Source organism: Latilactobacillus curvatus JCM 1096 = DSM 20019 (assembly GCF_004101845.1).
Classification (GTDB): domain Bacteria; phylum Bacillota; class Bacilli; order Lactobacillales; family Lactobacillaceae; genus Latilactobacillus; species Latilactobacillus curvatus.
The window spans coordinates 151,838-177,547 of the sequence record NZ_CP026116.1; the positions used below are offsets into that span (position 1 = coordinate 151,838).

Below are 25,710 nucleotides of genomic sequence, written 5' to 3' on the forward strand. Positions count from 1 at the left end.
GATAACTCACTCTTTAATCTACATACTGGTTAAAAATGTCTGGGATGGGGGCTGTTACTGTTCTTTGTTCATCCGTGAAGGGCTCTGTGTAGCGCAACGTTTGCCCGTGGAGTAGTAGGCGCTGTGTTGAATCGGTTGGAAAGTACAACGGATCACCCAAAATGGGATGACCATCAGCCGCCAGGTGCAAGCGAATTTGATGTGTTCGCCCTGTTTCGAGGTTGACTGCCAAGGTTGCTGCAGGTCCTTTTCGATGCAGTAATTGGTAATGGGTCACTGCGGATAAACCTGTGATGTAATCAATCGTGCGTTTGCGCTTATTGTATGGATCGACACCAATTGGGAGGTTAATCGTTGCATGTTCCAAGAGTGTTTGTTCCGGATCGTTAGCAATAGCGATGTATTGGCGCGACATTGTTTTTTGACTAAGCTGTCGGTTTAAAATGCCGATGACGATTGGGGTTTTACCAATCAAGAGCACGCCACTGGTTGCTTGATCGATGCGGTGGACCATGTAGGCCTTTTTATCTTGTTTAGCAAGATAGGCCGCCACTTGGTTCATTAGGGTGAAGTTTTCACCAGGACCGTTCGGATGGGTTTTAATCCCCGCCGGTTTATTGACGACCAGTAAATCATCATCTTCGTATAAAACGGAAAAAGATTGCCGTTCATCAAGTTCGTAGTCTTGGACCTTAACGGAAACTTCTGAGAAGTTCATCGTAATTTGATCGCCAGCTTCAACGTGTCGGTTGAAGGCGAGATAATGTCCGTTGACCAAAATATCTTGATTAATCCGCAAGAAATGTTGCATTTTTTGCGGCACTAACCAGTGATTCAGCAGGCCGCGGACAGACATCGGACTAAAGTCGGGCGCTAAAGTCACTTTTTTTTGGTAAATTATCATTAGAGTTCAACCACCTTTAAGCTATTAGTTTAGCGAAAATTGGTGTAAAAGTAAATTTTAAAAGATTGTTAATGTCTTCGATTGGCATCAGTGTCAATTGACGAATATGCTACAATTAAACAAGATTAATTTTGACCGTAAGAAGAGGGATCGCATGAACAAGCAAGCTTCGCCGTTTTGGTTGGCGATTAAACAATTTATGAAACGCGTCTGGCGCGTGATTCGTTATGTCTGGTATCGACTACAATTGACGAGATGGCTGATTCTCGCTGTTTTAATTCTCATTTTCGCGATGAGCAGCTGGCTCACGTTTAAAGCGAAGACGGCTAACGTCGGTGAGATTAAGGCCAACTTACAAACCCCAACGGCGCTTTATGACATTAAGGATGAACGCGCGGGGACGTTATATTCGCAAAAAGGGACTTATGTCGATCTTGATAAGATATCGCCGCAGATTCAAAATGCTGTTTTGTCGACTGAAGATCGGACCTTTTATACCAATCATGGATTCAGTATTAAAGGGCTAGCACGAGCAGCAGTTGGGTTAGTGATTCATCATGGGCAGATTACCGGTGGTGGGAGTACGATTACCCAACAACTCGCCAAGAATGCCAAGTTGAGTCAGAAGCAGACGTTCTCGCGGAAGTTTGAGGAATTATTCTTAGCTGTTCAGATTACCAAGGTCTATTCCAAACAGGATATCTTAGCGATGTATTTGAATAATGCCTACTTCGGTAACGGGGTGTGGGGCGTTCAGGATGCGTCAAAACGGTATTTTGGTAAGAATGCGAGTGAATTAGATGCTAGTGAAGGCGCCGTGATTGCAGCGATGTTGCGGAGCCCTAGTTTCTATAATCCGGCTGACCATTTAGATAATGCGACTGCGCGGCGGAACTTAATTCTCGGCTTGATGGTCGATAATAACAAGTTGACGCAAGCACAAGCCGACGCTGCTAAGAAAGAGCAACTTGTCGTGACGAATACCTACGAGCAGTCGGATGGGTATCGTTATCCGTATTACTTTGATGAGGTTGTGAATGAAGCCATTAACCGCTTTGGGTTGAAAGAAGAAGACCTCGTTAAGAACGGATACAAGATCTATACTGCCCTCGACCAATCCCAACAAAGTAAGATGGAAACCACCTTTAAACAAAATTGGTTGTTCCCTGATAACGCTGCGGATGACACCTTAGTTCAAGGTAGTTCAGTTGCAATTGATCCGAAAACCGGCGGGGTATCAGCCGTCGTTGGTGGTCGTGGTGAGTATACAATCCGTGGTTATAGCCGCATTACACAGATGAAGCGTCAACCGGGATCAACCATCAAGCCATTGGCGGTTTATACGCCAGCCTTAGAAGATGGCTACCACTATGATTCATCACTTGAAGATAAGAAGCAAAGCTATGGGACTAACCACTATATACCAACGAACCCGGATAACGTTTATACCGGATCGATGCCAATGTATCAGGCGCTAGCCAACAGTACAAATGCGCCGGCGGTTTGGTTATTAAATCAAATCGGCCTCAAACGCGGCATTAAGTCGGTCGAAAAATTCGGCATTTCAGTACCCAAGAGTGACCAAAACTTGGCGATGGCTCTAGGTGGTTGGCAAGGTGGGGTTTCACCTTACCAAATGGCCAGTGCTTATACGGCTTTTGCGAATAACGGTGAATTGTCTGAAACACATTTTATTCGGAAGATTGTTGATGCGAGTGGCGCCGTGATTGTTGATAATACCGAACCATCCAAGACACGGATTATGAGCCAAAAAACAGCCAAAGAAATGACTAGCATGATGTTGGGCGTTTATAATAATGGGACTGGGCGTTATGCGAAACCCAACGGCTATCAAGTCGCAGGGAAGTCTGGTAGTACTGAAGTGCCTGATAGTTATGGCTTTGGGACCAAAGATCAATGGTTAGTCGGTTATACGCCGGATATTGTTGTTGCGACTTGGATGGGGTATGACAAGACGGATCAAGATCACTTTATGAAGAACACTAGCATTGACGGTTTAGCACCAATCTTTAAATATGAGATGCAACAACTCTTACCAACCACAGCACAGACGGACTTTGATACTGAAGATGCTCAATCGTTGGCGAAAAAAGAACAGAGTGGGACATCGAACGAATTAGTCGATTCAATTGAATCGGGTTTTAAAGATGGGATAAATAAAGCGAAAGATACAGCCAATCAATGGTATAATAATTTGAAAGGTTTTTTCAATTAAATACATGGAAAAAGGAGTCAGTACAATGACAGTTAATATTTATGATGATGCCAACCAAATGGCAACGCACTTGCAAGAATTACCACAATTTTTAGGCTTACAAAATGCCTTTGCAGCATTGAAAAAAGACGATATTGCCTTCACAATGTTTAAGAAATTCCAAACGCAACAAATGACACTTCAACAAAAACAAATGCAAGGTCAAGAATTAACGGACGACGAAATTAAAGAAATCCAAGAACTTGCTCAAAAAATTGGGGACATCGACGCAATCAAGAACTTGATGGAACAAGAACGTCAATTAAGCCAAACAATGGATGAATTAAACCAAATCATCTCAAAACCAATCGCAGATATCTACCAAGCATAGAATGCGTTTGAAACGGGTTTGACTTTGAGGATTAACCTAAAAATGAGACTGATGGCGTATTTTGTCATCAGTCTTATTTTGTAGTTAACTGGAAAAGTCAGTTTCAAAAAGCACGTTTCAAATAAGAGTGTGACTGATTGCGGTCAGCAACTGAGCATTAATACAAAAATCGCGTTAATCCAGGTTCTAGGATTAACGCGATTTTTAAATTAAGCGGAAGTTGTTGCAACCAGAAGCACGTTTCAAACGGTGAATCGATTGATTTCGATTCACCGCTTTTTTATTGCCTAAAAACAGAACGTTTGTTCTGATCGCCTTTATCACACCGCGTGGCAATGGTATAATGAAGCTTATCTAAGCTGGTTACGACCGGCCAAAAGAATGGGGTTTTTCAAGATGAAATTTATCCATGCAGCTGACGCCCATATCGACAGTCCGTTTGTCGGATTAAAACAAGCACCGACAGCATTGTGGGAAACAATCCATGCGTCAACTTTCACGGCGTTTAAAAAATTAATTCAGACAGCCATCGATGAAGCCGTCGATTTTGTATTATTAGTTGGTGATTCATTTGATCAAGAAGCGCAGAGTTTGCCAGTTCAGAAATTTTTAAAACAACAATTTGAACGTTTGGCAGATGTCGACATTCCGGTCTATCTGAGTTACGGGAATCATGATTACTGGGATGCCAATCAAGTGCATTTTGAATTGCCCGCCAATGTCCATGTTTTTGGAGCACAAGTAGAGTCGTTTGAACTGACTACCAAAGGACATGAGAGTGTGACCATTGTAGGGTTCAGTTATGATCAACGGTGGTTGTCAGCTGATCGAGTGGTTGATTTTCCACAACGTGCCAGCACAACTTACACGATTGGGACGTTGCACGGTAGTCAAAAAGCAACGGCCGATACAGATCACTACGCACCATTTACGATTAGTGAATTGAACGCTTGCCATTACGATTATTGGGCATTAGGTCACATTCATAAGCGCCAGATTCTCCAAGAACGACCAGCGATTGTTTACCCGGGGAACTTACAAGGGCGGCATAAGAATGAACCTGGTGAAAAAGGCTTTTATTTAGTGGACACCAAAGATGGTCAGTTCGATTTAACGTTCAAACCAACGACGGTCATTGAGTGGCAACGTCAACAGTTTGAGGTGACACCTGACATGAGCTTAACTCAATTGCAAACGGCTTTGAGTGCCCAATTGATGCAAAGTGATCATGCTAGTTTAGTGGCGCTAGAGCTAACACACGCGGAGCGATTATCGAGTGACTTATTGCAACGGATTAATAATGGTGAATTATTGGCAGTCTTACAAGACCAATTGGAAAATAGTGAACCACTGCATTGGCCATACGCGTTGAAGTTGCGGTTTGCAGCACAACAGCAATTTAGTCAGATTGACCAAGCCTACTGGGACCAAGCGGCTGAAGCTATCTTGACACCGGACAATATTCTGGAAAAAGCAAAGCCGTTAATGAAGGAAAACTTTATCCGGGAAGCAATTGAAACACCAGAATTTCAAGCGGATCTCAAGGACTTAGTCACGACAATTCTACAAGAGAAGAAGATGGGGGATTAGCCATGCGAATTAAGACAGTCACCATTTTGGGCTTCGGTAAGTGGCATGATCAGACGATTGATTTGAATACCGACTATCAAGTCCTTTATGGTCAAAACGAGGCGGGGAAGACAACCCTTACAGCCTTTATTAAAGGCGTGTTATTCGGCTTTGCGACCGCTAAACAACGGTATGAACAATATGTGCCCAAAAACGGCGCGCAATACGGTGGTGAATTACTGGTTAGCTATCATGATCGCGATATTGTGATTCGGCGGCTTTCCGGTAAGTTTGGGGGCGACGTAACGGTCATCGATCAAGGCCAAGAATTTGGCGCTGATTACTTAGCTGACCTCTTGGCACCAGCGGATGAAGCTTTGTTTACGCAGATTTTTGAAACGAACCAACAGGATTTAAATCAGATATTTAATCTAAAACAGGCTGATTTTTTGCAGCATTTATTGACGATTGGTGCGGTGGGGAGTCATGAGTGGCTCGACTTTGCCAAGGAACTGGATAAGGACAGTCAGAAAATTTTCAAACCCTCTGGGCGTAAGTGGCCATTGAATGTTGCTTTGAAGAATTATCCAGAGTTAGTGCAATCCGTTAACGAAGCTAGTCGTGGTTATCAAGAATATGAAACGAACGCACGTCTATTGCAGAGTACCGTTGCGACAATGACGGAACACCAAAAGCAAGTGGCTGAATTAAAACAACGCCAAGCGCAGTTGCAACATTTGCTTGATCGTTGGCCAAGTTATGCGGAATGGCAAGCACTTCAAACTAAACTTGAAAAGGCAACGCCGTTTGACTTAACGATTGACGAACAATACCAAGCATTAGTGGTCGAACGAGAACGCAATGCAAAGGCGTTAGCAGAAGCAAAATCCGAGGTAGCAACTGTTCAAGAAACATTGGATCAAACAGGTGAATTTCGATTTTATCAAGCTAATCAAGAGACGTTGGTGCCATTGTTTGAACAATTAAATGAACAGCAAAAACAAATTCAATTACTTGGATTACGGCAAAACCAAAGCGCACAACTCGCTAGCGAAAAAGCCCAATTAGCAGCGCAGTATCAATGGCAAACGGATCAACTACCAAATCCGTTGACAGATGAGCAACGCGCACAACTAGAACAAGCCGAAGCTGAAATGAATGGGGCAACCACGACCAGTCAAGTGCTGACCAAGCAACTGGCTGATTTAGAGGCGCAATTAGCCACGCAAAACGCGGCAGTTAGTCAGGTTGAACCACAAGAAACGCCAACGACTGATGGACGTGCCAGTCAATTGAGTATGCTGATTGGCGTAGTCATATTCATGATTGGTCTTTTCTTGCCGGGCGCTCTGAAAGTCATTGCGGTCGTTGGACTAGCCGCACTTGGCTATGGTGGTTACATGATGTGGCAAAATAAACAATCTGACCATGACCAACCAGTGCAAAAACAAGCTTGGCAACAAGCGCTCGCTAAGTTGGATGTGTTGCAGGCTGAAAAGCAAACCAAGACAGCTGCCTTACAAGCACAACAAGCAATATTGCAGACGATGCACGAACAAAGCGCGGTATTATTGGCGCAAACTGGCTACGAAACGGCGATGCCAATCAGTCAAGTTTTAGCGATGCAGCATGCTTTAAGCCGGATGACTCAATTGACCATGGCGCTCAAACAACAACAAGCCGAAAATCAAGCAATCGAAGCGGCACTAAATATGTATTGGGATGCGTTTGCTTTTGCCCGTGATTGGGTGGGGGCGTTACAGGGCAGTCATGAAGAGAACTTGTCCCAGGTGAGCCAATTCAAAGCCCGGATTACCCAACTCACACAAGACCTTGCACAAAGCAACGAGAGTTACCGGTATTATCAACAACAAGTGACACGCTTAACAGACACGATTAAAGAACAAGACGCTGCACAAACAGCATTACTAGCAAAGGCTAACTTAACAATCGCCGCAGAATTAGCCAGTTGTGTTGCTAATGAGCAACAGCGCCGTGCTAATGAACAACGTCAAGCTGATTTAAAACGCGAATTGGCAACGGACTTGCCGGCTTTACAAGCAATCGCTAGTCAAGAACAGCTTAAGCAACAAGCCGCTCAAATTACAGAACAAGTGGCAAGTTTGACAAGTCAGTTACAAGAACAGCAACAAGCTGTTGCGCAACTACGCGTGACGCAAGCGCAACTTGTCGATAATGACAGTTATCAACAACAGCGACAGCGACAATTACAAGAACAGGCTAAGATTACTGATTTAGCCCAAGAGTGGCTTGCTAAGCAGTTAGCAATTGATTGGATTCAAGCGACGCTGAAGGCCGCTTCACAAGAACGGTTCCCCCGTTTATTGGAAAAGGCAACGCAGTATTTTGCAATTCTAACCCAGAATCGGTATATTAAGATTAACTTCGATGACACACTGATGACGGTTTTACGGGCGGATCAAGTGCTTTTTGAAGTCGGTGAATTATCACAGGGGACTGCAGAGCAGTTATACATTGCGCTACGCTTTGCGTTTGCAGAAGAGGTAGCTGACGTAGTCTCATTACCTTTATTGGTGGATGATGGCTTTGTCAACTTTGATGATCAACGCCAAATCGCCGTTTGGACATTACTCCAACGACTCAGTGCGGCCAACCAAGTGATTTATTTAACGGCCAATCCGCGGACGCAAGCGCACTTTGAAGCGGATCATTGGTTAAATCTAGAGGAAGTGGGGCTGACACATGACAGCAAAGAAATTATTTGATTACCAAAACGACGAGAATCTGGATTTATTTGTACTAATTAAAACGGCGGACGTGCGGATTGCTAAAAACGGCAAGCAATTCATCGCGTTTACGTTCCAAGATCAATCGGGACAAATCGGTGGTAAATACTGGGATGCTTCTGATGAAGACGTTGCTAAATTTACGGCGGGTCAGGTGATTCATTTACAAGGTAAGCGGGAATTATACCAAAATAATCCGCAAGTTAAGATTTATAAACTGCGCTTAACGACGGGGGACGAACCGCAAACAGTTGACCAGTTTATTCCTAAAGCACCGGTGCAAGTAACCGAGATGCAAGATGAATTTGGTGCGATGTTATTCGAGATTACAAACCCAAATTGGCAACGTCTGGTCCGACATTTAATGCAAAAACATCAAGCGGAATTCTTCAGTTTTCCAGCGGCTAAGACCAACCACCACGCGTTTAGTGGCGGCTTGGCCTATCATACACTTTCAATGTTGCGCTTAGCTAAGACGATTGCTGCCCAATATCCACAAATTGATGAGGCATTGCTATATGCTGGTGTTATCTTGCATGATTTAGGTAAAACGCTAGAATTGTCCGGTCCTGTTTCAACGGAATACACGGTTCGTGGCAATTTGATCGGTCATATTGTACTGGTTGATGAAGAGATAGTGCGGGCTTGTGATACATTAAAGATCGACGTGAATGCTGAGGATATGTTGCTATTGCGGCATGTTATCTTGGCCCATCATGGTTTAATGGAATATGGTTCACCTGTCCGGCCACAAGTTCTTGAAGCAGAAGTTCTGCATCAAATTGATGAATTAGATGCAAGTATCACGATGATGACCCAGTCATTACAACATGCGGAAGCAGGTCAGTTTACTGAACGGCTCTTCGCAATGGATGGGCGGCGTTTCTATCGCCCAGTCGAAGATCCTAATTTAGATCAACCAACAGAATAAATGTACAAAAAGACCCCCGCTGCTGTCGCAGCGGGGGTCTTTTTGTTAATGCTTATTTAGATGATGATTTTGAAGCTTTGCTGTTAACGCCGTAGCTTGAAAGGATGTCTGATAAATCTTTGTCCTTGATAGATACGTTAGCGTTCTTAAGTACCTTAGTGATGACTTTGTTCATCACTGTTTGGTCTTTAAGCCATGAAGCGTAAACGATGTCTGTTAATTCTTTCTTGTGATCAGCCATCTTACCTTTACCAGGGTTCTTGATCATCCGGATAACGTGGTAACCATAAGTTGTCTTAACAGGGGTTGTTGTGTATTCGTTTGTCTTTAATTTGAAAGCAGCAGTCTTGAATGTTGAGTCAAGTGATGTATCAGTACTATCGAAGACAGGTAATTTACCGCCATCTTTCTTTGTACCAGTATCAGTTGAATATTTCTTAGCTAATTCGTTGAAGTTCTTTGTTGAGTTGTCTTTTGCAAGTGCATCAATGACTTCTTGAGCTGTTTCTTTCTTTTCAACTAAGATATGTTGAACTTGGACTTTTGGTTCGTATGATTTCCATTGTTTCTTCAAGTCAGCATTGGTTACTTTTTTGTTATCTTTTAGTGCTGCTTGTGTTAAGTATTGTGTTTTGATGCTGTTCTTAAATGATGTAGGTGTCATACTGCTTTGTGCAAGCACAGAGTTGAATGATGAACCGTATTGTTTTTTGTAACCATCATAAGTTTTCTTAACTTTTTTATCGATGGCTTTTGAGCCGTATTGGTTTTCAAGCGCTTTTTGCAAGATCATTTGTTGCAATTGTTGCTTGCCGGCAGATGTTTCCTTGATTTCTTTATAGTATTCGTCTTGAGTGATTTTACCACCCTTTAGGCTTGCGATAGTCTTGCTACCACAACCTGCTAGTGAAACTACCATTAATAAACTAGCAGCGGCTAATAGCCATTTCTTCATTGTATGACACATCCTTATCAAAATATTTATGAATAAATTCGTAGTGAATTCACCAATTAATATAACACATAAACTAACTAAATTGAACGAAGCGTCTAAAACTTCACAGAACTTTCAAATTTAGGTTTTACGCTAAAAACGCGGGAATCGTTGATATACTTAACCTTATCGCTTGCATACAATCTAATTTTTGGTGAATTTATTTTTTTAAGTTTTGTGTCAAACGATCAACTGATTCTTCGATTTGAGCAATTCGTGGTGCTGCTTCAAATGAAAATGTTTGCAATGCATCACTGATACCACCAAGTGATGTGACTGCAGTTGTTTTGAGTTCATTTGATAAATTTTGCGAAGCTGTTTGCAATTGAACAGCACTTTGTTGAACATCAGTTGAACTTTCTGAGAGCTCGTTTAAATAGCGGGCAATCGCTTGTTGTCGTTTGGGGCCGGTTGTAGAAGCGGTGAGAAGGGCATAAGCCGTCCCTAATAAGCCACCAACTAGTAATCCTTCTGAAAATGACATGATTAGTCCTCCAATTGTGCGTGAATACCATCTGCGATCGCTTGTAGTTGGTCAGCAGTGTAATCAGCGCTATTATCACCGAATTGCATTGCAAATGAATCATCCGCTGTGTAACGTGGAATAAGATGAATATGAGAATGAAAAACGGATTGATAAGCCACCGCACCGTTATTATTGCAGATGTTCATTCCTTGGATGGCTGGATTGCTAGCTTTAATAGCCTTAGCAATCTTTGGAATGCGACTGAAAACGGCCGCAGCTAAATCAGCATCGTATTCAAAGATGTCCGCCACGTGTTTTTTGGGTACCAACAAGGTATGGCCGGGTGTCACTTGTGTGATGTCCAAGAAGGCTTTGACATCGTCGTCTTCATAGACCACTGTGTTCGGAATTTCATTTCGAACGATTTTGCAAAAGATACAATCATCCATTAATTATGCCTACTTTCTCTTATTTGAAGTCTCAATACAGCTTAATGCTATCATAAACAAGGGCTTTTCGCTACTGCCATCAGCTTTGTAAGCGGATGGAAAAATATTGAGTGGGGGCATACACTCGCAGTTTACTTCGTGTTAAGATATGATATGAAAAAGGATTCACTAAAAAAGTAGTTTTAAAAACCAAAAAACGAGGCTATTGATTATGAGTTTAGAGATTAACCAATTAACGGGGGGCTACGCGCACGTCCCCGTTTTAAAAGAGGTCAGCTTTACTGTGCCAAACAATCAAGTGGTTGGTTTAATCGGTTTAAATGGGGCCGGCAAATCAACAACTATTAAACACATCATTGGATTATTGACACCACAAAAAGGCACAATTACTTTAGACGGTGTGACGTTACAGTCGAATCCTGACCAATACCGCCAAAAAGTAGCCTATGTGCCAGAAACGCCTGTCTTATACCCTGAATTGACTTTAAAGGAGCATTTAGAATTAACAATGATGGCTTATGATTTAAACGTTGAAGAGACGTGGGTTAAAGCCAATGCATTGTTAAAACGATTCCGATTAGACAATAAGTTAGACTGGTTCCCGGTTCACTTTTCAAAAGGGATGCGGCAAAAAGTAATGATCGTCAATGCATTTATGACGAATGCTGACTTGTTTATCATCGATGAACCTTTTACTGGATTGGATCCATTGGCAATTCATGATTTATTAGAAATCATTGCTGAAAAAAAAGCACAAGGAGCTGCAATTCTAATGTCGACCCATATTCTCGCAACGGCGCAACAATATGCTGATTCATTTGTGCTTTTAAATCAGGGTCGCGTACGAACGACTGGCACGCTTGAAGAATTAAAGATTGAATTTAACATGGCTGACGCCGATCTCGACGATATTTATCTGCAGATGACGAAAGAAGGTTAACCATGCAAGCATTATGGCAAAAACGCGTGCAAAAACATATTCAAGAACAAGTGAAGTATTTGCGCCTCGTTTTCAATGATCATTTCGTGATTGCGATTATCTTTTTATTAGGAGCGTTGGGCTACACATATGCTAACGCCGTCAAAGGACTGGATCCACAAGCTTGGTGGCTAAAACCTGTATTGAGTTTAGTATTACTTGCGGCAGTTAGTTTTGGTCGCCTAGCAACATTATTAAAAGAAGCGGATAGTGTCTTCTTATTGCCAAAAGAAAGTGGCCTTGTGACGTATTTGAAATCAGCACGTTTATATAGTAGCTGGTTACCATTAATTGCAATGGCTTTTGTGACGCTTCTAGTGGCGCCACTCTTGTTAATTACTAAGACGGTCCCGGCATGGCACATAGCCGTTGCCTTGATTACATTGGTAATCATCAAAGACCGCCGCTTTTCAATCCAGTTGCGTCAGTGGTACCAAGCGGATGAAACCCAGGCAACAAAAGGGCTTTCGTTAATCCTTGATTTGGCAATAATTGCCAGTCAATTATATCAGTGGCTAAATTTAGTCGGAGTGCTTGTAGCGCTTGGACTAGCCTATTATCAGCGACAACAATTGGCGCGTGTTCAAAAGACACAGCTATTCGATTGGTTAGCGGCAGTTGGTGCAGAAGATTCACGAATGGGACGAATTTACCGCCTCTATAACCTCTTCACGGATGTGCCAGGGCTCAGTAGTCAGGTTAAGCGTCGTCGCTATTTAGATGGCTTATTAAAGCCAATTACAGCTAAACCAGCCAATACTTACCTCTATTTATATGCGCGTGGCTTTTTGCGGGGCACAGAATTCAGCGGGTTATATATCCGGTTAGTTGTTTTAGGGGGCATCATTCTGTGCTTCAGTCACATATGGTGGTTGAGTTTGGCACTCGGACTTCTATTGATTTATCTAGTTGGTTTTCAATTATTACCGTTTTACAATCAGTATGATCAAATTATTTTCACTCATCTATACCCAGTACCAACGACCAAACGAATTCAAGCGTTCAGCCAATTAATGCGGACTTTATTATTGCTTCAGGCGTTACTCTTTAGTGTCATTTTATTAGTGACACTAGGGATGACGATTCAAGTTGGTTTAAGTGTTTTAGCATTGTTCGTGCTCGTGATTGGCTTTGTTCAATTCTATTTGCCTAAACGGTTGGGGGCATAGTCCCTGTGACACGCATGCTTTCCTACTTGACGACTACTGGCTAATTATTATATGATACCCTTAGTTATTAGACAGTTGAAGCAACGTGAGCGCTGTATTTTGGCGCTTTATTTTATTGAAGAGGAGTCGAGGCTGATGAATTTTGACCTGGATACTGGCTGGCAAGTTCGTCCGGCCGGTGGTGATACGGGCGCTGCATTTTTAGGCGTTCGCGCGTCAGAAAAGATTTTCCTAAAGCGCAACACATCACCATTTTTAGCGGCGCTCTCGGCAGAAGGCATAACACCACGCTTAATCTGGACGAAGCGGATTTCGAGTGGGGATGTCTTAACCGCACAAGAGTGGCTCAACGGCCGAACCTTGAAACGTGATGAGATGAATAGCCCACAAGTCGCTAAGTTATTAGCACGGGTGCATCAATCCCAACTATTGAAACGAATGTTACAAAAAGTTGGCGGTCGTGTCTGGTCAGCAAACGAAATGTTGCAAGCCTATTTTTACGACTTACCGCAAGATTTACGGCAACACCCATTTTTAGAACAAACAGCTGATTATTTGAAGCAAACGTTACGTCAATTACAAGCACCTTCTGCAGAGGTGTGCCATGGCGATTTAAGCCATAAGAATTGGTTGTTATCGGATATTAATCGACTCTACTTAGTGGATTGGGACTCGGCAATGTTAGCCGACCCTGCAGTCGATTTCGGAATGATTTTATTTCAATATGTTCCACGTCAAGAATGGCACGAGTGGCTTGAGAACTACGGCCTAGAGGTGACGCCTGAATTAATGATGCGCGTCAACTGGTACGGCAGTTTGAACCTACTCCAAAGCATTAAGCACCATTATCAACGTGGTCGTTTTACTGAAATGAACCGTGACATATTGCGCTTAGAAGCAGTGATTTCTGAAATAATTAATAAAAATTAAATGCCAAAGGTTGGGCAAGTGTCCAACCTTTTTGATTGGCATCAACAAGGAGAACATAATGCGTTTAAGAAATAAACCTTGGGCGGCGGACTTAATTGCGGCCAACCCCAGCATGATTTTAGTGAGTCCGGAAGATATCGCCGGCAAGTGGCAAATACGTTTTGCCAAAGAACAACCCATTTACATCGAAGTGGGTTCAGGTAAGGGCCAATTTATCACTCAGATGGCACAAAAATATCCAGACCGGAACTTTATCGCAGTTGAAATCCAAGAATCAGCGATTGCCGTCATTTTACAAAAACAAGTTGAATTGAAATTGCCAAATCTCCAATTATTATTGGGTAACGGCGCAGCCTTAACAACTTTCTTTGCTGAAAACGAAGTGGCAGGGGTGTACTTAAACTTCTCTGATCCATGGCCTAAGACGCGCCATGAAAAGCGCCGATTGACATATAAGTCATTCTTAGCGGAATACCAACAAATTATGCAACCAACGGGCTACTTACGTTTCAAGACTGATAACCAAGGTCTATTCGAATACTCATTGATGAGCCTGAATGATTATGGGATGGTTTTTGACGACATCTCACTCGATTTACACAATAGTGAACTTGCAGAAGACAACATCCAAACGGAATACGAAGAAAAATTCAGCAAGCGCGGCCAAGTGATTTACAGATTAGAGGCACACTACAAGTAGAGTGCTTTCAAAGCTGGTCAGCACCCGAGCAATAGCCTAGTCTGGTGAATAACCAATGCAATTGGTTGTTTGCCGGACGTAGCTATGCACAGGGTGCTAGCTTTGAAAGCACGTTTTAGATAAGAGTGCACTTGACGCTCGGTCAGATTTTGAGCATTAACATAGGCTGGCGAATGAGTGATATAATCGCTAATTTGACAGGTGTAGTTAGGCGCAGAAATCTAGCGTCAATAGCACGTTTCAGCAAGAGTGTTTTTATCACACGGGTTGCCTTTGAGGATTAGCCTAAGAAAGGGATTGATGGGGGTTCTTTACCATCGATTCCTTTCTGTAGCTAACCGGAAAAGACAGTGTGATAAAGCACGTTTCAACTCAAAAAGGTACGTTATCCAGATTTTATCTAGGATAGCGTACCTTTTTAATTATAATATTGGTTGAAACGTGCTCCGCGCGGTATGTTCCTGCGGTTAGCAACGTCAGTCAAGCGACCAATAAATTGGTCACTCGTCTGACTAAGCTAATCCTCAGAACGTGCCCACCGCGCTGCGCACTCTAAATTTGTGAGAATTCAATCACGACGCCGGTTCTTGCGTCTACCTTGAATCGAAATTGGTTTGTACCATCTTCACGCTCGCAGATGATGCCACCTTGATAGACTGGAAAGGTCCGTTTGTTTTGTGAGAATAAGTGGGGACTTTCTTCAATCCAAGAACCCACAATCTGGCCTTCATGTTTTAAGCCGGCTTTAACATCTTCTAAAATTTGGTTTAATTTGATCATTCTTTGTTGCGCCCGATATTGCTTCGCACTGGCAGCCGCCGCCAGCGCAAAACCGATGCCGGTTAATAAATATTTAAACGTTTGCCCATTTTTTTTCAAAGAAAAACTCCTCAGTCGTTTTTGTCTTTAAATAGTATAGCATAATTTTTGGTCCTAAGGAGTGGACATTTACGGACAAACCGCTTATATTAAAACGAGTAGTAAAATTGAAGGGGTGCATAATGAAAGAATTAGCAGCGATGACAGATACGAATCTGACTCATCTGATTACTGAAGGGAAACATGTTTTATTTTTTACAGCAACTTGGTGTAGTGATTGTCGGTTTATTAAACCAGCCATGCCAGAAATTGAAGCTGAATTCCCGGAATACGACTTTATTGAAATCGATCGGGACCAATTTATCGATATTTGTGAAGAATGGGAAATCTTTGGGATTCCTAGCTTTGTTGTGATTGATAACGGTAAAGAAATCGGCCGTTTTGTCAATAAAGATCGGAAAACAAAACGCGAAATTACTGGATTTATTCATTCATTGAACTAACCTTGAAGGAGTCATTAAATGTTAATTGCAAGTATGAACCAAGCGGCTTTTCCCAACATCTTAGTGGTAATGACCCAACCTGATGTTGAAAAGCAAGTGACAACTGAAAAACAATCAATCGTACGGATTAGTGATCAGGCAGATCAAACCATCGGCTATAATTTCTTAGCGGTGAATGAGTTATTGCCCGATTTACAATTCAACGGTGTTCAAACACTAACTGAACAGCAAGTTGCTGTTTTAAATGAAGCACTTGTAGCAGCTGGTTTCACCGGTGATTTAGTGGCTGATGAAACACCACACATTGTCGTTGGTTATGTCCAAGAATGTGATGTGCATCCTGATTCAGACCATATGCACGTTACTCAAACACAGATTGCACCTGATCAAACCGTTCAAATCGTTTGTGGTGCTGCCAATATCGCACAAGGACAAAAAGTAATTGTGGCAACAGTGGGTGCTGTCATGCCAGAAGGTAAAATTATCTGGCCTGGTCAACTCCGCGGTGTTCAAAGTGACGGCATGATCTGTGCAGCCCGTGAAATCGGTGTTGCTGGTGCTCCTGCTAAAGGGATTATGGTCTTACCAGATGATTGGGAAGTCGGCCGTGAAGTGACAGCAGATGCAGTCGCAGCCTTACTAAAATAATCCATCTTACGATTTTGTTATGGGATTATTAAAATTAAAATAGTATGATAATAGATAGCAATTAATTGGTTAAAGACAAACCCTTTAATTGTTATTTCGTTTTGCAGTCAATTAAGCAGTAAAACACAAAAGAGGGGTTAAACATATGTGTGGGATTGTCGGATTTGCTGGTGGATTATTTGATTTACCAAAGAAAAAAGAAGTATTGAACCAACAAATGGACGTCATTAAACACCGTGGACCAAGTGGTGATGGTGATTTTATCGATGATAAAGTCGCATTAGGCTTTCGGCGTTTATCAATCATTGATTTAGCAAAGGGTGATCAACCCATTTATAATGAAGACCACACTAAGCTAGTCTTTTTCAATGGTGAAATTTATAATTATCGTGAAATGCGGACTGAATTGATCGCACTTGGTCACGACTTTAAAACAGATTCAGATACTGAAACCATTTTGCATGCTTACGAAGAATGGGGTAAAGAGGTTGTTACAAAATTGCGTGGGATGTTTGTCTTTGTCATCTATGACTTACAAACTAAGCAATTATTTGGTGCTCGTGATTTCTTCGGCATTAAGCCCCTTTATTACACGACTTTAGCAGATGGGACTTTCATGTTCAGTAGTGAAATTAAAACTTTCATGCGCCATCCAGAATTTAAACCAGAACTAAATAAGACAGCCTTAAAATCATTCATGATGAATCAATACAATGATTTACAAGAAACGTTCTTCAAGGGTGTTTTCAGATTCCCAGCAGGCCATTATTTCACTTATCAAGATGGCCAATTGGACATCGAAAAATATTGGGATATGTCATTTAATCCTTCAAACTTATCTTTCGAAGAAGAAGTGGCTAAGATTGATGCTGCAGTTGAAGAATCCGTTAAAGCCCATAATGTGGCTGACGTACCAGTTGGGGCTTTCTTATCAGAAGGGGTCGACAGTAGTTATGTCACAAGTATTTTGCAACCGCAAGAAGTCTTCAGTGTTGGGTTTGATGATCAAACCTATAATGAAGTCACAGCAGCTCGGGCGCTTGCCGATGAATTAGGCTTGAACTTCAATGAAACCAAAGTGAATGCCGATGATGCGTTTGCTGAATTTGATAAAATCCAATATTACTTGGACGAACCAGATGGGAACCCATCATGTGTGCCATTATGGTTCTTGTCACGCTTTGCCCGTGAAAAAGTAACGGTTGCCTTATCTGGTGAAGGGGCCGACGAATTATTCGCTGGCTATGTCAACTACGGCATGCACTCCCACAATTCAACAATTAAGGCCTTCACTTCTGGCTTGAAGAAATTACCTAAGGGTGCGCGTGCCAGTTTAGCCAAAGCCGTTAAGAAGATGCCAGCCTTCCCAGGTCGCGTCCATTTATACACGAATTTGGCGAACCCGCGTGAATTCTATACGGGTCAATCTGTGATTTTTGATATCGAAAATCCAAGTATTTTTGGGGCAGATGAAGCCAATACTTTCTTGAAACCTGCTTATCAAAATGATGGAACGATTCAAGCAAACTATCAAGCTGATTTTGATAACGTTGCGGATGCTGATCCAGTCTCACAAATGCAATATATCGACTTACATCACTTCATGTTAAACGATATTTTGCAAAAGGCTGATAAGATTTCAATGGCGCACAGCTTAGAATTACGCGTGCCGTTCCTGGATCCTAAGGTGGCTAAGGCCGCTGGTGAAGTCCCAACTAAATACTTAATTAATAGTCATGATACGAAATACGCTTATCGTCAAGCTTCTGCTGAACATTTGCCAACAGCTTGGGCCAACCGTCCTAAGTTAGGTTTCCCAGTGCCAATTAAGCAATGGTTAGAAGATGACAAGTATTATGAAAAAGTCAAAGCACTCTTTAGCGAAGATTTCGTTGCAGAATTCTTTGATCAAGATAAGTTATTGGCCTTGTTAGATGCCAATAAAGAACAACGCATTAACGGCCGTCGGAAGATCTGGACCATCTTTACCTTCTTAACATGGTATAAAGTCTACTTCCAAAATGTCGAAGATTATTTAGCATTAGGCTAGAGTGTGACCTATAGAATCCGTTTAAGTGCAGCCACAAAATTAATTTTTGTGGCTGCTTTTTTTGCGTTTTAGAGATCAATCAATTGATAACAGAGAAAAATAAACATTCATTATTTAGCTCAAACCCGCATTATGGTAAACTATAAGGGATTAGTTTAATCATATAGATAATTGTGATTTATTGAAAAGAGGACGTTTAAAAGATGATAACAAATGACACAGTTTACCATTTTGTTGGGATTAAAGGTTCAGGAATGAGTGCTCTTGCACTTGTTTTAAACGACCTAGGCTATCAAGTACAAGGCTCAGATATCGATCAATATACGTTTACACAACGCGATTTAGAACGAGCAGGAATCAAAATTCTGCCATTCTCAGAAACTAATTTACACGAAGGCTTAACGGTGATTGCCGGGAATGCTTTCCAAGATGACCAAATTGAAATTAAAACGGCCCTTGAAATGGGCTTGCCAGTCGTTCGTTATCACCAATTCTTAGGTGAATTATTGAAAGGCTATACAAGTATCGGCGTGGCCGGTGCGCATGGTAAAACAAGTACGAGTGGCTTATTAGCTCACGTTTTAAGTGGTGTGGCTAAGACGAGTTACTTAGTCGGTGACGGGACAGGTAAAGGGATTAAAGATGCGCAATTCTTCGCATTTGAAGCGGATGAATATCGCCGTCATTTCCTAGCTTATTCACCAGATTATTTAATCATGACGAATATCGACTTTGATCACCCTGATTATTACACAGGCTTAGATGATGTGTTTGACGCGTTCCAATCAGAAGCTTACAAAGTTCAAAAAGGGATTTTTGCTTGGGGTGATGATCCTGAATTACGGAAAATCAAAGCTAATGTGCCCGTTTATTATTATGGGACACGCGAAGACGATGACTTCCAAGCCCGCAACATCCAACGGACGGTGCAAGGTTCAGAATTCGATGCTTACTATCATGGCGAAAACATCGGCCATTACCACGTCCCACTTTACGGTGAACACAATGTCTTAAACAGTTTAGCCGTAATTGCTGTCAGTCATTTAGAAAAAATTGATGGCAAAGAAGTGGCACGCGAATTGGCAGACTTCAAGGGTGTTAAACGCCGCTTTACAGAAAAGAAAGTTGCTGACGTGACAATCATTGATGATTATGCGCACCATCCATCAGAAATTAAAGCCACATTGGATGCAGCACGGCAAAAATATCCAGACAAACAAATTGTAGCGGTTTTCCAACCCCATACGTTCACACGGACAATTGCGTTAATGGATGATTTTGCCGCTAGCTTAAACCTTGCGGATGAAGTCTTCTTAACGGATATCTTTAGTTCAGTGCGTGAAAAAGCAGGGAAGGTTTCAAGTGCTGACTTAGGTGCGAAAATCACTAAAGGTGGCCGCGTCTTGAAATTAGACAATATGTCACCGCTCTTAGACTTCGACCAACCAGTCGTTGTCTTCATGGGCGCTGGTGATGTGCAAAAATACGAATATGCTTACGAAGAATTATTGAGTAATTTAAGTCCTAAAGATAATTAAGATTTAGGCATTTTGATTGTCTTTCTGGATGGATTTGTTACAATATTCCTAATCGGGTGATTATGGGCCCGTTTAGAAATATAAGAGGTGAATATTCATGGAAGAAAGACGCGTTGTGAATGTCGACAGCGAAGCCCGCTTTTTCAGTAAAGTGTATGGTTTGATGGCTGTCGGTGTCGGAATTTCAGCACTGATTGCTGTTTTAATGGTGACTGTGTTTAAAGCACAAACTTACACAATCCTATCAAGTGGTAGCTCGTGGATGGTTTGGGGCTTGATGATTGCAGAATTAATTTTAGTCGTTCAGATTAGTCGGCGTTCAATGAAGAATCCAACGGCCTCGTTAGCCATGTTTGTGGCATATGCGGCGTTGAACGGATTGACGTTTACGGCCGTTTTACTGGTGTATAACATTGGTGAAATTGGGGCAGCTTTCGCATCAAGTGCTTTAGTGTTCATTGCCATGTCGATTTATGGTCGCATGACAAAGAATAACTTAAGCGGCTTTGGCAAGTTTGCAATGATGGGGTTAATCGGTGTGATTATTGTCTCATTGGTTAACTTCTTCATGGCATCAGCTGCAATTAGCTACTTCTTGTCATACGCTATGTTAATTATTTTTATCATTTTAACAGCATGGGACAATCAAAAGTTAAGTATGATGTACCGTCAATACGGCGCAACTGGTGAAATTTCGGTTTCTGGTTTAGCTGTTATGGGCGCATTAACCTTGTACTTAGACTTTGTTAACTTATTCCTCACAATGCTCCAAATTTTTGGCGGCGGCAGAGATTAAGGGTTTGATAACAGTCGGGATATGACTGTTATCAAACGTTTCAAAAGAACGGTCATCAGGTAAAACTGATGGGCGTTCTTTTTTTATGCTTGACACAATACTATGCATAATATAGTATTAACTTTCGAAAGGGTGATCGGTTTGAATCCACAATTAAAGAAAGGCCTCTTGGAATTTTGTGTGTTAGCAACGCTTAAGAAAGAGGATTCATATGGCTACCAAATTATCAAAGATACATCGAGTGTCGTTGAAATTTCGGACTCAACATTATACCCAATCTTGAAACGGCTCGAGGCGCAGGGTGAAATTGAAAGTTATCGGGTCGAACATAATGGACGCTTGCGTAAATATTTCCATTTAACATTGGCGGGACAAGCATCGATTGATAGTTTTTTGGCCGATTGGCCGGCAGTGATGGGCATTTATACTTACATAAGGGAGTGTAACAATGACTAAGAATCAATTTATTAAACAGCTTGCGGCAGAATTAACGCGGTATGGGATTAGTGATGCAGCCAACACGATTGATTATTACGATGAATTAATCGATGATCGACTGGAAGCGGGTGAAACGGAAGCGGAGATTATCGCGAGTTTAGCAACGCCAGCTCAGATTGTAGCGCAATTAGCTACACCAGATAAACCGGTTCGCCAAAAGAAGATGGCACCGATGTTGATTATTTTAATCAGTATCTTGTTAGTCTTAGGGTCACCGTTATGGGGCACGTTGTTATTGACCGCCATCATATTAGTGGCACTTGGTTATTTCTTGATTTGGTTAGGCCCGTTTCTGGGGGCAATCTTTGCTGCTGCCGGCATTCTTGGTGGGAGTGTCAGCTTAGTTTTATCGTTCTTTGTTGGCTTACAAGAAGGCTGGATAATTGCGGTGATGCAGCTTGGAATTAGTTTTGTGATGGTTGGTGTGGGGCTGATTTGTGCAGGGGCGACCTGGTACATGACGAAATACTTAATTCGTTTCTCGGTTGGAATCACACGCTGGCTGGTTGGGATGTTCCGTAGTCGATTAAAGGTGGTGGCGTAGATGTTGAAAAATTGGTTGAAGATTAGTTTATGTATGATTCTTGTGGGAATTATTTTAATGACCGTTAGTTTTGGGATGGCGGATTTTAAAAGCCAACCATTCCAATATCGTGGCACACATGAATGGAGCCGGACGTTTAACTTTTAAGATAAATAAAAAGAGGTGCCGATGATGATAATCGACACCTCTTTTGTTTGTTATTGACCGTTCCATGGATAATCGGTACTGATATTTTGATTGAAATGTTTTTGACTTTGAAAATTTGCGAGGCGGTGGGCTTTTCGTTCCTCATAACCGGCACAGATGAACCGTTCTTCCGGTGATTCGGGTTGAATGTTAGGAAGGGCCGGACCTTTTTCCATTGTGACAAAGGTTAAGAAGGCAGTTAGCCCGAGGAATCGTTCGCCGGTCTTGAGATGTTCACCGATAATCTTAGTAAAGATTTCAATGGAACGGGTGCCGACACCGGCAACGTAACTTTCGATGCACAAGGAATCTTGCATTTTGAATGGTTCAATGAAGTTCAGTTGGTCGATGCTGGCGGTGACGGTTTCGACGCGCGCTAAGCGGCTAGCTGAAATGGACGCCGAACCATCCAAGAGTTCAAGCAAGCGTCCGCCATAGACCGTTTCATGTTCGTTCAAATCATTGACGAAGACGCGATGGTTACTGATGGAGAGGGTTTGACGACAGGTGATGAGATTTGACATTATAAAAAGACTCCTTATTAATCATTTAGATGGGGGACAATCAGTTGGCTAGCAGCCAAGTCGACTTGGTAAACGAATGCTTGCTCTTCACGAATCGTCATTCCCATATCAGTCGCGTAGACTAATAGACCGAGTTGATGTCCCGCTGTTAAATCATAATGGGTGGGTTGTAGGTCGAGCGTGATATCATAGAATTCGTTTGGGGTGACGGCGTCGGTTTGATAACTATTGTGGCGATTTTGGAGATTGATGTGTCCTTTAGTGATGACTTGATAATTGCTTGGTCGATTGAGCTTAAATTCCTTTAAATCATCATAGCGCCACTGATAGCCGAGTTGTTGGCCTTTAGCAGCTAATACAGCAGGTGTGGTGCCTAAACGGTTGAATTGACCATAGTCAATAACCAGCACGCTCAATAGCCCACGTTCGGCATTGACAGCGACCCTTGTTCTAAACTGAATTCGACCATCAATAATGAGCGGTTCGGTAAGCGGGGAGCCTAAGAAACGCAACCGGTTGCCAGTGAAACTTGATTGATCTGCGATTAAGGCATCTTGCCAAGCGGCTGTACTGATTTTTTGGGCTCTAAAGGCCGCAACACCGTCATCTTTAAAAGTCGTCAGTGGGGCATTTTCGGTAGCATTAGTGCTTAATGTTTGTTCGTTTAGCCAGAAAGTCGTAGTTGGATTGTCGAGGGCTAGCCAATCCGCCTGGGTCGTCCAAGTGGCTTCTTGTGCGTTGTCTTGAATTGTAACAGCCGGTAATTTTGTGACAGCCTGATTCTCAACGCCGAGTAATTGATGCGTGAACCATAAGTTCATCATATCGGTGAAATCGATCGACTGAATGTTATTCATATAGATATGTTCACCTTGGTGTAAGAAAAGCTTCTTATTAACCGGTTGATCGCGCAATAAATCCCACAAGGCGCCGGCATTTTGTAGTTTAACGTTCCAATCATTTAATCCGTGGACTAAGATGACATCGCAATTCAGGTTGGCGAGATTGTCACGATAGTTACGGGCTGCCCAGAAGGCGTTGTAATTGCCTGTGATGCGATCTTGACCTTCTTGCAGGGCTTTGAGTTGGTCGGCGAAGAAAGTGCCAGAGAGCGCATGATCAGCGGCATCTTTTTGGCGGGTTTGGCACAACTTCGCTAAGACATCGGCATCTTCACCCTGACAATCAATTGGGGCGACCACTAAGCCATTTTCGCGGTAGTAATCGTACCAACTGGAAATGGCGGCTTCAGCTACAATGGTTCTCAGACCTTCAACGCCAGTTGTTGCAGCAGCAGTGGCTAAAGTACCAAGGTAGGATTTACCAGTCATTGCAACTTGGTGATTACACCACCAAGCTTTAATTTCAATGCCATCGGTGCGGTTGGTGAAAGCTCGTCGATTACCGGCTAACCACTCGATGATAGCCGTGGTTGAAGCTGTTTCTTCAGGTGAGCCACAAGTCCGGACGCCGTCGGAACCGCGTGTGCCAATGCCGCCAGCGTAAACGTTCGCAAATCCGCGCGCCAGAAAGTAATCATTTAAACTGTAATTGCTGTCATCTGTTGCGTTTAATTCAGTTGTCATACTTGTGCCATTAACGGCGCGAGGTTGAGGAAGCGGTGCAGTGGTTGGCGTTTGGGTTAAATCAGCTAAGCTTGGTTGTTGAACGGGTTTAGTCGCAATTGTAGTATCAACATTGTGCAAATCAGCATCGACGTCGTTAATCCCCTTATAGTAAGGACTGGCAGTGTAGAGTGCTGGAATTTTTAAGCCTGCTTCAGTTTCGCGTGGTCTGAAGATAGTCGTTTCTAATAAGTCGCGTTGGCCGTCTTGATCAGTATCTAGGCTCGATTCAACATAAACGACTTCTCGAATTAAATGGCTGGTATCGAAAACGGGCTGGACCTTACCATTGAAGATGAGAAATTGGGGCTGATCACTTTGCCAGTCTGCAAAAAAACCACGGTTAGCCAATTGATCCAGATAAAGTAACCCAGTTTGGCTACGCGTCGTTAATAGGAGATAAAGGGCTTCGATGAAAGTGGTCTGATCAAATGCCGCTTGATCGATAAATGGGAGTTTTGTGGCGGCCATAAAAGCAGTGGGTTGATCAAGTTCAAAATCGGTTGTCATTTCAAAACCCAAGAGTTGGAGGGCGACATTATAGAAGACAACTTGATCGAATGAAGTATCAATGGTTTCAAGGTAGGCGGTTAGATTTAATTCGGTTGTGGCTTGTAATAAACTAAGTTGCCCGCTCTGGGTTGATTGACTATGTGCTTCTGGGAACAGCCGTTGAAAAATATCTTGGGCAAGGACTTGGAAGGGGAGCTGGGTGAAATCCTTTGGGAGTAAATGAATACGCTGTAATTCCGTGATTTGTTCAGATTGAGATTTAGTTAAGCGTGAAAACTGATTTAATTGCATGTTTTTCCCTCATTTCTGCGAATTTTAATTGACAGTGACTACTTCAATTGCTTATAATATAGCATGTTGTGTGGTATTCTGACAGCAAAAACCGTCAATCAATGAGGTCATAGTAGCTCAGCTGGATAGAGCAACGGTCTTCTAAACCGTAGGTCGCGAGTTCGAATCTCGCCTGTGACATTCAATAATTCTTGGAGACATCTAATTTCGCACATTGCTTGCGAGGTTAGGTGTTTTTTTAATGATGGAGTGAATGTAAAATGCAAGATTATTTAAAAGCGCATCAAACATGGTTAGTTGATTTTTATCAACAACGGAATTGGTATCGATTTTCACCATTAATTCGTTTGAACTTCTTGAGTGAAGAACTTGGGGAATTGTCACGGGCCGTTAGAACGATTGAACTTGGGCGTGATCACCCAGGGAAAAAAGTTAAAAACGACGTTGAAAAGCAAGCTAACTTAAAAGAGGAGTTAGCCGATTGCTTCGACCAACTGCTCATTATCTGTTCGAAATATGAAATTGAGCCTGAGGAATTGATGGCACTTAGCGAGGCAAAGTTTACAAAACGGTTCGAAAATGATTAGAAATTAAATATTTAAATAAAAAGTTTATGCGCTTTAAAGCCTATTTTAATAGCCTTTTGCGAATGAATTGCGAGCGATTTAGTCGATAGTTTTGGGATGCGGGTTGCTAATTAGAAAATGCCA

General features: G+C 42.3%; 25 protein-coding genes and 1 tRNA gene. 19 read left to right on the forward strand and 7 right to left on the reverse strand.

The features are described from left to right. Positions 1-13: 13 nt before the first annotated feature. The gene (locus tag LCU_RS00895; RefSeq protein WP_056966717.1) at positions 14-904 is read right to left on the reverse strand and encodes an RluA family pseudouridine synthase; all 891 of its coding nucleotides are present in this window, start codon (positions 902-904) and stop codon (positions 14-16) included. 154 nt (positions 905-1,058) lie between these two features. Between LCU_RS00895 and LCU_RS00900 the strand changes: the two genes are divergently transcribed. The 5 genes from LCU_RS00900 to LCU_RS00920 all read left to right on the forward strand — a co-directional run bounded on the left by LCU_RS00900 (position 1,059) and on the right by LCU_RS00920 (position 8,778). Then, the gene (locus tag LCU_RS00900; protein WP_064777006.1) at positions 1,059-3,140 is read left to right on the forward strand and encodes a PBP1A family penicillin-binding protein; all 2,082 of its coding nucleotides are present in this window, start codon (positions 1,059-1,061) and stop codon (positions 3,138-3,140) included. A gap of 25 nt (positions 3,141-3,165) precedes the next feature. Then, the gene (locus LCU_RS00905) at positions 3,166-3,510 is read left to right on the forward strand and encodes a YlbF family regulator (RefSeq protein WP_004270950.1); all 345 of its coding nucleotides are present in this window, start codon (positions 3,166-3,168) and stop codon (positions 3,508-3,510) included. A gap of 396 nt (positions 3,511-3,906) precedes the next feature. Continuing rightward, entirely contained in the window at positions 3,907-5,100 is a 1,194-nt protein-coding gene (locus tag LCU_RS00910; protein ID WP_039098161.1) for a metallophosphoesterase family protein, read from the forward strand. A gap of 2 nt (positions 5,101-5,102) precedes the next feature. Next, complete coding sequence (locus LCU_RS00915) at positions 5,103-7,826, forward strand: ATP-binding protein (RefSeq protein ID WP_054644508.1); 2,724 nt, start codon at positions 5,103-5,105, stop codon at positions 7,824-7,826. After that, positions 7,804-8,778: a 3'-5' exoribonuclease YhaM family protein gene (locus LCU_RS00920; protein ID WP_054644509.1), complete on the forward strand. Its 975-nt coding sequence runs from the start codon at positions 7,804-7,806 to the stop codon at positions 8,776-8,778. The genes LCU_RS00915 and LCU_RS00920 overlap by 23 nt, the downstream gene beginning before the upstream one ends. A 52-nt stretch (positions 8,779-8,830) precedes the next feature. Here the strand turns inward: LCU_RS00920 and LCU_RS00925 are convergent, their stop codons facing one another. From LCU_RS00925 to LCU_RS00935, 3 genes are all read right to left on the reverse strand, one after another. Continuing rightward, positions 8,831-9,733: a peptidylprolyl isomerase PrsA gene (locus LCU_RS00925; protein WP_004270335.1), complete on the reverse strand. Its 903-nt coding sequence runs from the start codon at positions 9,731-9,733 to the stop codon at positions 8,831-8,833. Between the two features lie 199 nt (positions 9,734-9,932). Beyond that, positions 9,933-10,256 carry a YtxH domain-containing protein gene (locus tag LCU_RS00930; protein ID WP_056966318.1) on the reverse strand — a complete coding sequence of 108 codons (324 nt, stop codon included), beginning with the start codon at positions 10,254-10,256 and terminating at the stop codon, positions 9,933-9,935. Between the two features lie 2 nt (positions 10,257-10,258). Beyond that, on the reverse strand, positions 10,259-10,687 hold the full coding sequence (locus tag LCU_RS00935; protein WP_056966320.1) for an HIT family protein: 429 nt from the start codon (positions 10,685-10,687) through the stop codon (positions 10,259-10,261). Between the two features lie 211 nt (positions 10,688-10,898). On the opposite strand from LCU_RS00935, the gene LCU_RS00940 reads away from it, so the two are divergent. The 4 genes from LCU_RS00940 (at position 10,899) to trmB (ending at position 14,465) form a co-directional block, all read left to right on the forward strand. Beyond that, on the forward strand, positions 10,899-11,627 hold the full coding sequence (locus LCU_RS00940; protein ID WP_054644510.1) for an ABC transporter ATP-binding protein: 729 nt from the start codon (positions 10,899-10,901) through the stop codon (positions 11,625-11,627). A 2-nt stretch (positions 11,628-11,629) separates the two neighbouring features. Then, on the forward strand, positions 11,630-12,835 hold the full coding sequence (locus LCU_RS00945) for an ABC transporter permease (protein WP_054644511.1): 1,206 nt from the start codon (positions 11,630-11,632) through the stop codon (positions 12,833-12,835). 135 nt (positions 12,836-12,970) lie between these two features. Continuing rightward, positions 12,971-13,765 (forward strand): phosphotransferase family protein, encoded by a 795-nt coding sequence (locus LCU_RS00950; RefSeq protein ID WP_004270323.1) that lies wholly within the window; start codon positions 12,971-12,973, stop codon positions 13,763-13,765. Positions 13,766-13,823: 58 nt separating this feature from the next. Then, the gene (trmB, locus tag LCU_RS00955) at positions 13,824-14,465 is read left to right on the forward strand and encodes a tRNA (guanosine(46)-N7)-methyltransferase TrmB (RefSeq protein WP_054644512.1); all 642 of its coding nucleotides are present in this window, start codon (positions 13,824-13,826) and stop codon (positions 14,463-14,465) included. 552 nt (positions 14,466-15,017) lie between these two features. On the opposite strand, the gene LCU_RS00960 is transcribed toward trmB, so the two are convergent. Continuing rightward, entirely contained in the window at positions 15,018-15,344 is a 327-nt protein-coding gene (locus LCU_RS00960) for a hypothetical protein (RefSeq protein WP_054644513.1), read from the reverse strand. 122 nt (positions 15,345-15,466) lie between these two features. Here LCU_RS00960 and LCU_RS00965 point away from each other — a divergent pair, with 122 nt between their 5' ends. From LCU_RS00965 to LCU_RS09860, 8 genes are all read left to right on the forward strand, one after another. Beyond that, on the forward strand, positions 15,467-15,787 hold the full coding sequence (locus LCU_RS00965) for a thioredoxin family protein (protein ID WP_004270331.1): 321 nt from the start codon (positions 15,467-15,469) through the stop codon (positions 15,785-15,787). An 18-nt stretch (positions 15,788-15,805) separates the two neighbouring features. Then, the gene (gene ytpR / locus LCU_RS00970; RefSeq protein ID WP_039098155.1) at positions 15,806-16,435 is read left to right on the forward strand and encodes a YtpR family tRNA-binding protein; all 630 of its coding nucleotides are present in this window, start codon (positions 15,806-15,808) and stop codon (positions 16,433-16,435) included. A gap of 145 nt (positions 16,436-16,580) precedes the next feature. Then, on the forward strand, positions 16,581-18,485 hold the full coding sequence (asnB, locus tag LCU_RS00975) for an asparagine synthase (glutamine-hydrolyzing) (protein WP_056966322.1): 1,905 nt from the start codon (positions 16,581-16,583) through the stop codon (positions 18,483-18,485). Between the two features lie 203 nt (positions 18,486-18,688). Continuing rightward, positions 18,689-20,023 (forward strand): UDP-N-acetylmuramate--L-alanine ligase, encoded by a 1,335-nt coding sequence (gene murC / locus LCU_RS00980; RefSeq protein ID WP_081303857.1) that lies wholly within the window; start codon positions 18,689-18,691, stop codon positions 20,021-20,023. 97 nt (positions 20,024-20,120) lie between these two features. Next, positions 20,121-20,819: a Bax inhibitor-1/YccA family protein gene (locus LCU_RS00985; protein WP_004270349.1), complete on the forward strand. Its 699-nt coding sequence runs from the start codon at positions 20,121-20,123 to the stop codon at positions 20,817-20,819. A 141-nt stretch (positions 20,820-20,960) separates the two neighbouring features. Beyond that, positions 20,961-21,275, forward strand: a complete 315-nt coding sequence (locus tag LCU_RS00990; protein ID WP_035186378.1) for a PadR family transcriptional regulator — start codon at positions 20,961-20,963, stop codon at positions 21,273-21,275. Next, positions 21,268-21,861: a DUF1700 domain-containing protein gene (locus tag LCU_RS00995; RefSeq protein ID WP_004270334.1), complete on the forward strand. Its 594-nt coding sequence runs from the start codon at positions 21,268-21,270 to the stop codon at positions 21,859-21,861. The genes LCU_RS00990 and LCU_RS00995 overlap by 8 nt, the downstream gene beginning before the upstream one ends. Beyond that, complete coding sequence (locus LCU_RS09860) at positions 21,862-22,008, forward strand: hypothetical protein (protein WP_164905611.1); 147 nt, start codon at positions 21,862-21,864, stop codon at positions 22,006-22,008. Between the two features lie 50 nt (positions 22,009-22,058). Here the strand turns inward: LCU_RS09860 and LCU_RS01000 are convergent, their stop codons facing one another. Both LCU_RS01000 and LCU_RS01005 read right to left on the reverse strand, forming a co-directional pair. Continuing rightward, on the reverse strand, positions 22,059-22,571 hold the full coding sequence (locus LCU_RS01000) for an acyl-CoA thioesterase (protein ID WP_004270333.1): 513 nt from the start codon (positions 22,569-22,571) through the stop codon (positions 22,059-22,061). A gap of 17 nt (positions 22,572-22,588) precedes the next feature. Then, complete coding sequence (locus LCU_RS01005; protein ID WP_056966324.1) at positions 22,589-25,000, reverse strand: Xaa-Pro dipeptidyl-peptidase; 2,412 nt, start codon at positions 24,998-25,000, stop codon at positions 22,589-22,591. 106 nt (positions 25,001-25,106) lie between these two features. Here LCU_RS01005 and LCU_RS01010 point away from each other — a divergent pair. Further along, positions 25,107-25,180: transfer RNA gene (locus LCU_RS01010), tRNA-Arg, on the forward strand. Between the two features lie 80 nt (positions 25,181-25,260). Beyond that, positions 25,261-25,587: a MazG nucleotide pyrophosphohydrolase domain-containing protein gene (locus tag LCU_RS01015; protein WP_004270346.1), complete on the forward strand. Its 327-nt coding sequence runs from the start codon at positions 25,261-25,263 to the stop codon at positions 25,585-25,587. Positions 25,588-25,710 lie beyond the last annotated feature (123 nt).

Coding starts and splice junctions, on each gene's coding strand:
- LCU_RS00895 (WP_056966717.1), bottom strand. CDS start 904: ATGATAATTTACCAAAAAAAAGTGACTTTAGCGCCCGACTTTAGTCCG.
- LCU_RS00900 (WP_064777006.1), top strand. CDS start 1,059: ATGAACAAGCAAGCTTCGCCGTTTTGGTTGGCGATTAAACAATTTATG.
- LCU_RS00905 (WP_004270950.1), top strand. CDS start 3,166: ATGACAGTTAATATTTATGATGATGCCAACCAAATGGCAACGCACTTG.
- LCU_RS00910 (WP_039098161.1), top strand. CDS start 3,907: ATGAAATTTATCCATGCAGCTGACGCCCATATCGACAGTCCGTTTGTC.
- LCU_RS00915 (WP_054644508.1), top strand. CDS start 5,103: ATGCGAATTAAGACAGTCACCATTTTGGGCTTCGGTAAGTGGCATGAT.
- LCU_RS00920 (WP_054644509.1), top strand. CDS start 7,804: ATGACAGCAAAGAAATTATTTGATTACCAAAACGACGAGAATCTGGAT.
- LCU_RS00925 (WP_004270335.1), bottom strand. CDS start 9,733: ATGAAGAAATGGCTATTAGCCGCTGCTAGTTTATTAATGGTAGTTTCA.
- LCU_RS00930 (WP_056966318.1), bottom strand. CDS start 10,256: ATGTCATTTTCAGAAGGATTACTAGTTGGTGGCTTATTAGGGACGGCT.
- LCU_RS00935 (WP_056966320.1), bottom strand. CDS start 10,687: ATGGATGATTGTATCTTTTGCAAAATCGTTCGAAATGAAATTCCGAAC.
- LCU_RS00940 (WP_054644510.1), top strand. CDS start 10,899: ATGAGTTTAGAGATTAACCAATTAACGGGGGGCTACGCGCACGTCCCC.
- LCU_RS00945 (WP_054644511.1), top strand. CDS start 11,630: ATGCAAGCATTATGGCAAAAACGCGTGCAAAAACATATTCAAGAACAA.
- LCU_RS00950 (WP_004270323.1), top strand. CDS start 12,971: ATGAATTTTGACCTGGATACTGGCTGGCAAGTTCGTCCGGCCGGTGGT.
- trmB (WP_054644512.1), top strand. CDS start 13,824: ATGCGTTTAAGAAATAAACCTTGGGCGGCGGACTTAATTGCGGCCAAC.
- LCU_RS00965 (WP_004270331.1), top strand. CDS start 15,467: ATGAAAGAATTAGCAGCGATGACAGATACGAATCTGACTCATCTGATT.
- ytpR (WP_039098155.1), top strand. CDS start 15,806: ATGTTAATTGCAAGTATGAACCAAGCGGCTTTTCCCAACATCTTAGTG.
- asnB (WP_056966322.1), top strand. CDS start 16,581: ATGTGTGGGATTGTCGGATTTGCTGGTGGATTATTTGATTTACCAAAG.
- murC (WP_081303857.1), top strand. CDS start 18,689: ATGATAACAAATGACACAGTTTACCATTTTGTTGGGATTAAAGGTTCA.
- LCU_RS00985 (WP_004270349.1), top strand. CDS start 20,121: ATGGAAGAAAGACGCGTTGTGAATGTCGACAGCGAAGCCCGCTTTTTC.
- LCU_RS00995 (WP_004270334.1), top strand. CDS start 21,268: ATGACTAAGAATCAATTTATTAAACAGCTTGCGGCAGAATTAACGCGG.
- LCU_RS09860 (WP_164905611.1), top strand. CDS start 21,862: ATGTTGAAAAATTGGTTGAAGATTAGTTTATGTATGATTCTTGTGGGA.
- LCU_RS01000 (WP_004270333.1), bottom strand. CDS start 22,571: ATGTCAAATCTCATCACCTGTCGTCAAACCCTCTCCATCAGTAACCAT.
- LCU_RS01005 (WP_056966324.1), bottom strand. CDS start 25,000: ATGCAATTAAATCAGTTTTCACGCTTAACTAAATCTCAATCTGAACAA.
- LCU_RS01015 (WP_004270346.1), top strand. CDS start 25,261: ATGCAAGATTATTTAAAAGCGCATCAAACATGGTTAGTTGATTTTTAT.